This window comes from Luteolibacter flavescens, assembly GCF_025950085.1.
GTDB classification, from domain to species: domain Bacteria; phylum Verrucomicrobiota; class Verrucomicrobiia; order Verrucomicrobiales; family Akkermansiaceae; genus Haloferula; species Haloferula flavescens.
Genome location: NZ_JAPDDS010000037.1, coordinates 1 through 1,672 on the forward strand (window position 1 = coordinate 1; position 1,672 = coordinate 1,672).

Consider the following 1,672-nt stretch of genomic DNA (forward strand, 5'->3'; position numbering starts at 1 on the left):
CCGGACCATATATTTGGTAGCACTTTACAACTAGGGCTGTTCAGATCAGCCATGTTTTTTTGTTTTTTGTTCTTCCAATCATTCATCGAAAATTTCCTTTAACCAGAGCGCCGTTTGCAATTCCCGCTCCAGCGCTGATGACGATCTCTCGTTGAATGCCGAGGGGGTTCCTCACACTGTGTAGTTCTGCTGGATCGTGTCGATGTCCAGCCCCTTCAGCTTCACCACCGATTCGACGTGGCCCTTGAGAGTGTTCAGCTCTCTCAGCCTCGCGATCTCAGCTCGTCTCTTGGCTTGCTCAGCGATCTCAGAGAGCTCGCGGTAGCTGCTCTTGTCGTTGAAGAGCGTGTTGGAGGCGACCTCCGGTGGCTGAAGGCCGTGAAGTGTTCTTTGTGCGGTGGCCCATTGTGCCTCCCTCTCCTCCCTACCGTAATCCTTCTTGGTGGTGAATGCAATCTTGTTCTCAAGGAGGTTGTCCCAGGCCCTTCCACTCAGCACAAAGCGGATGAAGAACTTGAAGATGTCAAGAGGGAAGTAGAACACAATGCTGTAAAGCCAGATAACGCCAGCCCAGCCCCAGCCAATGCCCTTGATCCTGGCAAAGCCCCAGTTGGCATAGACAGCGAGGAATGTCGCAACCAGTTGTGCAAGCATGAATGCAGTGACCAAGAGAAGACCAGGGCGTTCGATGAAGGACCAGCTGCGAGAACGGGTGACGAAGATGAGGGCCTGACTCACAATACTGACTTGGAGGTACAGTGCAGACATCATCTCATGTTCACTGTTCCTGATTGATCTGACACCGAATTTGTCCGTGAAAAAGTCTGTCTTGTGCATGGCCCAGAAGAAAATAACGGTCATCAGAGCAAGGTAGCTTCCAAGCACAATACCGGTAGCGAAGATTTCCTTCAGCTTCCAGCTGTCTGGCAAGGGAGAAGGCTTAACTCTGTCCTTCGAGATCGTCATGATAGTACCGTCATTCAGGATGGCAATGATAAGGACCATGAAGGGTGAGAAGTCGTATTTCCAGATCAGAGCAATAAGCAAAAATCCAAGCACTATACGGATGGTGATGGAAACTGCATAAATGGTATAGTTCTTCATCCTCTGGAAGATGCATCTGCTAGTGAGGACAGCGCTGATAATGACACTAAGACCTGGCTCAGTGAGCACAATGTCGGAAGCACTTCTTGCAGCATCTGTAGCATCAGCAACAGCAATACCAATGTCGGCCTTCTTAAGAGCAGGGGCATCATTGACACCATCTCCGGTCATACCGACGATGTGCTTCTTCTCTTGCAACCTCTTCACGATCTCATATTTGTGCTCAGGGAAGACTCCGGCAAAACCATCAGCCTTCTCAATGAGCTCATCCACGGGAAGTGCCTCAAGTGAAGCGTCCTTGTTTTGTCCGAGCAATGCGGATGAAGGATACATGTTTGTACCCATTCCAAGCCTCCTACCAGTCTCCTTACCAATAGCAAGCTGGTCACCAGTGATCATCTTAACATTAACACCAAGATGGAGAGCCTTCCGGATAGTTTCAGCACTGTCGTGCCTCGGGGGATCAAACAGGGGCAGCAGACCAACGAATTGCCATGGTCCACCAGCAGACTCCTTCGACTTCTCAGGTACTTCCTGTCTTGCAACAGCAAGAGAACGAAGCCCACGC

Annotated in this window: 1 protein-coding gene; it reads right to left on the minus strand. The window is 50.4% G+C overall.

Features of this window, described 5'->3' with window-relative positions:
• Window positions 1–171: 171 nt before the first annotated feature.
• On the minus strand, window positions 172–1,672 hold a 1,501-nt coding region (locus OKA04_RS24870; protein ID WP_264503840.1), incomplete at its 5' end, for an HAD-IC family P-type ATPase.